Source organism: Mycobacterium sp. P2_H7 (assembly GCF_056403275.1).
This window is the reverse complement of the sequence record NZ_JBFUFU010000008.1, coordinates 168,061-174,673: the sequence shown is the minus strand read 5'-3', so window position 1 is coordinate 174,673 and position 6,613 is coordinate 168,061. Positions and strand designations below refer to the sequence as shown.

7 protein-coding genes are annotated in these 6,613 nt (G+C 69.0%); 2 read left to right on the top strand and 5 right to left on the bottom strand.

Annotated elements, in window-relative coordinates; all coding sequences use genetic code 11:
* Positions 1-42 precede the first annotated feature (42 nt).
* From AC1DY7_RS12285 to AC1DY7_RS12265, 5 genes are all read right to left on the bottom strand, one after another.
* Positions 43-1,497 (bottom strand): aldehyde dehydrogenase family protein, encoded by a 1,455-nt coding sequence (locus AC1DY7_RS12285; RefSeq protein WP_477493971.1) that lies wholly within the window; start codon positions 1,495-1,497, stop codon positions 43-45.
* 129 nt (positions 1,498-1,626) lie between these two features.
* A complete protein-coding gene (locus tag AC1DY7_RS12280) occupies positions 1,627-2,391 on the bottom strand; it encodes a GntR family transcriptional regulator (RefSeq protein WP_477493958.1) in 765 nt (254 codons plus the stop codon).
* 176 nt (positions 2,392-2,567) lie between these two features.
* Entirely contained in the window at positions 2,568-3,473 is a 906-nt protein-coding gene (locus AC1DY7_RS12275) for an alpha/beta hydrolase (RefSeq protein ID WP_477493957.1), read from the bottom strand.
* Positions 3,474-3,483: 10 nt separating this feature from the next.
* Positions 3,484-4,182 carry a GntR family transcriptional regulator gene (locus AC1DY7_RS12270; RefSeq protein WP_477493956.1) on the bottom strand — a complete coding sequence of 233 codons (699 nt, stop codon included), beginning with the start codon at positions 4,180-4,182 and terminating at the stop codon, positions 3,484-3,486.
* Positions 4,179-4,682, bottom strand: coding sequence for an HD family phosphohydrolase (locus AC1DY7_RS12265; protein WP_477493955.1), 504 nt, complete (start codon positions 4,680-4,682; stop codon positions 4,179-4,181). The genes AC1DY7_RS12270 and AC1DY7_RS12265 overlap by 4 nt, the downstream gene beginning before the upstream one ends.
* Positions 4,683-4,791: 109 nt before the next feature.
* Here AC1DY7_RS12265 and AC1DY7_RS12260 point away from each other — a divergent pair, with 109 nt between their 5' ends.
* A complete protein-coding gene (locus tag AC1DY7_RS12260; RefSeq protein ID WP_477493954.1) occupies positions 4,792-5,907 on the top strand; it encodes a TIGR03364 family FAD-dependent oxidoreductase in 1,116 nt (371 codons plus the stop codon).
* A gap of 9 nt (positions 5,908-5,916) precedes the next feature.
* Complete coding sequence (locus AC1DY7_RS12255) at positions 5,917-6,603, top strand: phosphonatase-like hydrolase (protein ID WP_477493953.1); 687 nt, start codon at positions 5,917-5,919, stop codon at positions 6,601-6,603.
* Positions 6,604-6,613 lie beyond the last annotated feature (10 nt).

The following is a 6,613-nucleotide window of genomic DNA, read 5'->3' as shown; positions in this document are numbered from 1 at the left end:
CCCGCGCGTGCCGCGGGTCAGCGCGCCGAAATCACCGGAGAATTAGAGCTGCGCCCAGACCGTCTTGGTCTTCAGGTAGCCGTCCAGGCCTTCCTTGCCGAACTCGTGGCCCCAGCCGGACTGCTTGTAGCCGCCGAACGGCACGTCATGGTCGAAGATCAGCTGGCAGTTGATCTGCACGCTGCCCGCCTGCAGGCGCTTCACGAGCCGGTGGCCGCGGCTGATGTTGGTGGTCCACACCGTGCCCGCGAGCCCGTAGCTCGTGTCGTTGGCCATCGCGATGGCTTCGTCCTCGTCGTCGAACGGGATGATCGACACGACGGGGCCGAAGATCTCCTCGCGATAGAGGCGCATGCCGGGATTGACATTGGTCAGCACCGTCGGGTGCACGAAGTAACCCTTGCGATCCAGCCGGTGCCCACCGGTGACCACCTCGGCGCCGTCGCGCTTGCCCTCGTCGATGAAGCCGAGGACGCGGTCGAGCTGCTTGGCGCTGATCAGCGGTCCGCTCATGACGCCCTCTTCGCTGGGCCCGCCGTACTTCATGAAACCCGCGACCCCGGCGATGCCCTGCACCACCTGGTCGTAGACCCCGCGCTGCACGAAGATCCGCGAGCCGCAGACGCAGCCCTGGCCGGAGTGCACGAAGATGCCCATCGCCGCACCGAAGATGGCCTTGTCCAGATCGGCGTCGTCGAAGATCAGCACCGGAGACTTGCCGCCGAGTTCCAGCATCACCTTCTTGAGGTTGCCGGTCGAGGCCTGCACGATCATCTTGCCGACCTCGGTGGACCCGGTGAAGGCGACCTTCTCGACATCGGGATGGGCGCTGATGGCCGCACCCGCGGTGTGGCCGTAGCCGGTGATGAGGTTGACCACGCCTTCGGGCACGCCGGCCTCGTGGATCAGGCGGTCCAGCAGCAGCGCCGAAAGGGGCGTCTCCTCAGCGGGTTTGACGAGCATGCTGCAGCCGGCGGCCAGGGCCGGGGCGATCTTGGCGCAGGCGTTGAAGATGGGCCCGTTCCACGGGAAGATCAGCCCGACGACACCGTAGGGCTCCTTGAGCGTGTAGGCGTGCAGGTCGACGTAGCTCTCGGCCGCGATGCCGGTGGTCTTCACGTCGTAGGACGTGCCGTTGATCTTGGAACACCAGCCTGCGTAGTAGCGGAAGAACTCCGCACAGGTGGGCACCACCATTTCGGACTGCAGCTTCATCATGCCGGTGTTGGCGGAGTCGATCGCCGCGAACTCGGCGGCGTGCTCGTCGATGAGATCGGCGATGCGCCACATGATCTTGGCCCGTTCACGGCCGGGTAGCCCGGACCAGACCCCGGATTCGAACGCCGCCTTGGCGCGGGCGACCGCCTCGTTGACACCGTCGGCACCGCAGTCGGTGAACTCGGTGATCTGTTCCTCGGTCACGGGATCGATGATCGGGATGACATCACCTGTCCCGGGACGCTTCCGAATCTCGTCCAGAACCGTCTGCAACGCCATCGTTGAGCCTCTCGTCATGCCGCGACGCTCGACCACGCCGCAGTGCTGAGCACCTGCTTAGCACTGCGGCGACGGGCAGGTCAATACTCATTCGCAAAATCGGAGAATCCGATTCTCCGAATGGCGAGGTCAGCCGGTTTGGCGCTGCAACGAGATGGAGGCGGGCTCACCGTCGGCACCGGCCAGCCCGCGACCCCGCGCGGTGACGGCCAGCGTGGTGCGGTCACCGCGGAACAGGTCGCGGGAGTACTCGTAGGGTGTGCCGTGCTGGTCGTGCGTCACCCGGGTGATCAGCAGCAGTGCCGCCTTGGGCTTGATGCCCAACAGGGTGGCTTCGTCGTTGGTGGCACTGACGGCCTCGATGCGTTCGACGGCCCGGCCCGCCGTCAGGCCGTACTCGGACTCCAGGATCTCGTAGAGCGAACCCCGCAGCGGCTGCTCGAGCAGCCCGGGCACCGCATCGGCCGGAAACTGCGCGAACTCCAACGAGATCGGCGATCCGTCGGCCAGCCGGACCCGCTGGATCTCGACGACGTAGTCCGCCGGCCCGAGCTGGAGCGCGTGCTGCGTCGCGTGATCGGGCACCCCGATCTTCGTGGACAGCACCCGGGTGCCCGCGACGTAGCCCTGGTGGGCGAGGAACGCGGGGACCCCGACCACGTCCGCGAGATTGCGTTCGACCTGCCCGTGGCTGATGAAGATGCCGCCGGCCCGTCCGATCACCCGGTGCACCAGGCCGGCCTCTTCCAGCGCCGCGAGGACCTGGCGCAGGGTGGACCGGCTGGTGCCGTAACGCTCGGCCAGATCCCGTTCGCTGCCGAGCTTGGCCCCGAGGGTGCCGGCGTTGACGTCTGCCACGATCCGGCGCCGCAACTCCTCACTGTGAGTTGGCACCCGTGCCCCCTAGTCACCCCTGCGATCCCGACGGTCTTATTGGTATACCCAATTTCAACCGGCGGTGTCTCAGGGTTCGACAGAGTTTGTGCACCATTGGTCGCGATGTGACTAGACCATTTCCGCCGTGCCGAGGCTGCCCTCAGGGCAACCGTTTCGGCGTCGGGTAGTTGCGATCAGCTGGCGAACGCCCGCCGCAGTGTCGCCACCTGGCTGTCGAAAAATCCTTGCGACACTTCGGTTTTCGGTGCCAAGCCGTCGAATCCGTGGAACGCCCCGTCGACCACCTCGACGTCGACCGGCACCCCGGCTTCGCGCAGCCGCTGCGCGTAGGCGAGGTCCTCGCCGTGGAAAAGGTCGAGGGTGCCGACGCCGATCCAGGCCGGTGGCAGGCCGGACAGATCGGGATTGCGTGCGGGCACCGCGTCCTCGGGATCGGCGCCGCCGAGGTACGCCCGCCAGCCGTAGGCGTTGCTGCCCTGCGTCCACAGCCGGTGCCCGGGATCGTCGAACTCCGGGCCCACGGACCGGTCGTCCAGCATCGGGTACACCAGGATCTGAGCGGCCAACGGCACCTCACCGCGGTCGCGGGCCAGCAGCGCCAGCGCGGCGGACATGCCGCCACCGGCACTGGCCCCGCCGATGGCCACCCGGGCCGGGTCGACCGTGGGTAGCTGCGCCAGCCACGTCAGCGCCGCGTAGCAGTCTTCGAGCCCGGCGGGGTAGGGATTCTTCGGTGCCAACCGATATTCCACCGCGGCCACCGTGGCACCGAGCGCGGTGGCGAAGCGCCGGCACAACCGGTCGTCCTGAGCCGGGTTGCCCAGCACGTATCCGCCGCCGTGGATCCACAGCAGGGCCGGGCCGGGCGCGATCGATCCGCGCGGGCGGTGCAGCCGCAGCTTGACCCCGGAACTCAGCGTGAGCACCTCGACGCCTTGCGGGGCGGCGCGTCGTCCCATTCGGCGGGTGAGGTACTGCATCACCGGAGCGGTGCGGGCGTTGACCAGGTGGCGCGGGAGGAAACGCGCGATGCGGGCCAGCTCGGGGTGGTACACGACATCGGGTACGGGACTGGGCACCCGCCCAGTATTACGACAGGGAAGTCTCGAACGCTATCCGGTCGCCGCGATACAGCGCGCGGACCGTTTCGATGGGCACCCCGTCGGTGTCGACGGAACGACGGTTGAGCAGCAGCATCGGCATCGCGGTCGTGGTCTCCAGCAGGCCCGCCTCGCGGGGTGAGGCCAGTGCGGTCTCGATGCGCTCGGTGGCCGTGCCGAACACGACGCCGGTGGCCCGGATCGCCGCGTAGAGCGACGTCGTCGGGTCGAAGGTCTTGCGCAACGCCTTGAACCGCTTGGCAGCCAGAAAGGTGCTCTCCAGCCCGATCCGGCGGCCGTCGGCGAGCAGCACGCGTTCCAGTTGCATGACGGCGCTGCCCGGGCTGATCGCCAGTGCGGCGGCGAGGTCGGGGCCCGCGTCGACGTCCTCCCAACTCACCAGCAGCCGTCCCGGGATCCGGCCCCGCTCGGCGGCGCCTTCGGTGTAGGACCGCAACGACAACGGCTGCACCAGCTTCGGTGCGGCCACCACGGTGCCGCGGCCCCGTCGCTCGATGCGGCCCTCGACCAGCAGTTCATGCAGTGCCTGCCGGACGGTCTCGCGGGCCACCCCGAAGCGGACCGCCAGTTCGCGTTCCGGCGGGACCGCGTCGCCTTCGTGCAGCGACGCGAGGATCTCGTCCAGCCCGGTGCGCACGACGTAGGGCTTGGGCAGCGGCGGTGTCATCGCCGCAGGACCCGCTGCGCCACGGTCAGCACGTCCTCGATGGTCGCGGCGCGGGCGTCCGGATCCTTGGCGGCATCGTCATAGCGGCGTAACCGCAATGCGTCCGTCCACCACGGGTGGCCGACGAACGCGGCGTCGACGGCGGCGCCGCCCTGTCGGTCCAAGGACAGCGCCGACACCTGCGAGGGGGCGTAGCCGGGATCGGTGGCGGCCAGGTAGCGCTTGGCGGCCACATGAGCTCCGGCCAACCAGCCGACGCGCGCACCGAACCGCGGGGTCAGCCAGTCGCGGGCCACCTTGTCGTGGTCCGGCCCGGCGCCGATCAGGGGACTGTGTGCCAGATCGTGCAGCGCGGCGGCGAGCACGAGTTCGTCATCCGCGTCGTCGTCGATGGCCCGGGCGGCGGACTGCAGGGCGTGGTCCAACTCGTCGACGGACTCTTCGTCCCATACCCCGCGCAGTGAGCGCAGCACGGTGTCCACCTCAGCGAGAATCCGCATGGCCCAACGATACCCCACTTTGGTCTATACCAATTGTTCACTCAGTATTCGCACCCTCAACATGGCCAGGTGGGTCGCAGGTCGTGGCGGGGGTCAATGGTCAACCACCATGCGTGTGACGATCATCGGAGGCGGCATCCTCGGCACCGCCCATGCCGTGGAAGCGATCCGACGCGGCCACACCGTGGTGCAACTGGAGCGCGAAGCCGAGGCGCGCGGTGCCACGGTGCGCAACTTCGGCCTGATCTGGCTGTCCGGCCGGTCGACCGCCGAATTGGACGCCGCCCTGCGTTCCCGCGAACTGTGGGAGAAGCTCGGATCCGAGATCCCCGGCATCGGCTTCCGCCCCGCGGGGTCCATCACCCTGCTGCGGACCGAGGCCGAGGTGGCGGTGGCGCGCGAGGCCGCCGACCGTGGCGATGCGGGCCACCGCGGCTTCACCCTGCTGCATCCCGATCAGGTGCGGGCCCTCAACCCGGCCCTGCGCGGAAAGTTCCTCGGTGGGCTGCACTGCGCCCTGGACGCCGCCGTCGAGTCCCGGCAGGCGCTACCGGCCATCCGCGAATACCTGCTCGGCACAGGGCGTTACACCTTTCTGCCTGGTGTCGAGGCCAGGTCGGTGGACGGCCTGACGGTGCGTGACGACCGGGGCGAGCGTCATGGCGCCGACCTGGTGGTGGTGTGTACCGGTGCCGCGCACGGCGGCCTGGTCCGCGAACTCGCCGGCCACCTGCCGGTGCGCCGGGTGCGGTTGCAGATGATGCAGACCGAGCCACTGGGGCAGACACTCACCACCGCGATCGCCGACGCCGACAGCTTCCGCTACTATCCCGGCTTCGCGGGTCCGGCATTGGATGCGCTGCGCCGCAACGAATCACAGGAACCGGTGGCCGCCGACGAGCACATGCAACTGCTCTGCGTGCAACGCCTGCACGGTGGACTGACCATCGGCGACACCCATGAGTACGACGAACCGTTCGCCTTCGACGTGACCGAGCAACCGTATGCCTACCTGGTGGCGCGGGTCGAGGAGTTTCTCGGCAGGCCGCTGCCCGCCATCCGGCAGCGTTGGGCCGGCGTCTACAGCCAGTGCATCGATCCACACCAGCTGGTGTGCCGGACCTCGCCCGAGGACAACGTGTGGGTGGTCACCGGACCGGGTGGACGCGGGATGACGCTGGGCCCCGCCATCGCCGAACAAACCGCCGATCTGATCGGACTCTAGGGAGAACACATGTCGGACAACCCCATTCACGTCGCTGTCCTCGATATGGCCGGCACCACCGTCGCGGATGACGGCCTGGTCGTGCGGGCCTTCGAGGCCGCCGCCACCGCCGCGGGCCTGCCCGCCGACGGCGCCGAACGTGACCAGGCGCGCCGCTACGTCCTCGACACCATGGGACAGTCCAAGATCGTCGTGTTCCGCGCGCTGTTCGGCGCCGAGGAGCGCGCCCAGCGGGCCAACGCCGAGTTCGAACGGGCCTACGCCGAGCTGATCGACAACGGGTACGCCGCACCCATTCCCGGTGCCGCCGAGGCCATCACCGAGCTGCGCGACGCCGGTATCAAAGTGGCGCTGACGACCGGGTTCTCCGCGGCCACCCAAGGCAAACTGCTCGCCGCGCTCGGCTGGCAACAACTGGCCGACCTGGCGCTCGCCCCCGGCGACGGGGTGCGCAGCCGGCCCTACCCCGATTTGGTGCTGACGGCATTGATGCGCTTGGGGGCCGACAGCGTCGACAACGTCGCGGTGCTCGGTGACACCAGCACCGACGTCGAGAGCGCCCTGCGGGCCGGGGCCGCGATCGCCGCGGGCACCCTCACCGGCGCGCACAGCGAGGAAGACCTCCGCGCCGCCGGCGCCACCCACGTGGTGGGCTCCGTCGTCGATTTCGCCGATCTGCTCCTGTCCACCCGCTGACCCGAAGGAA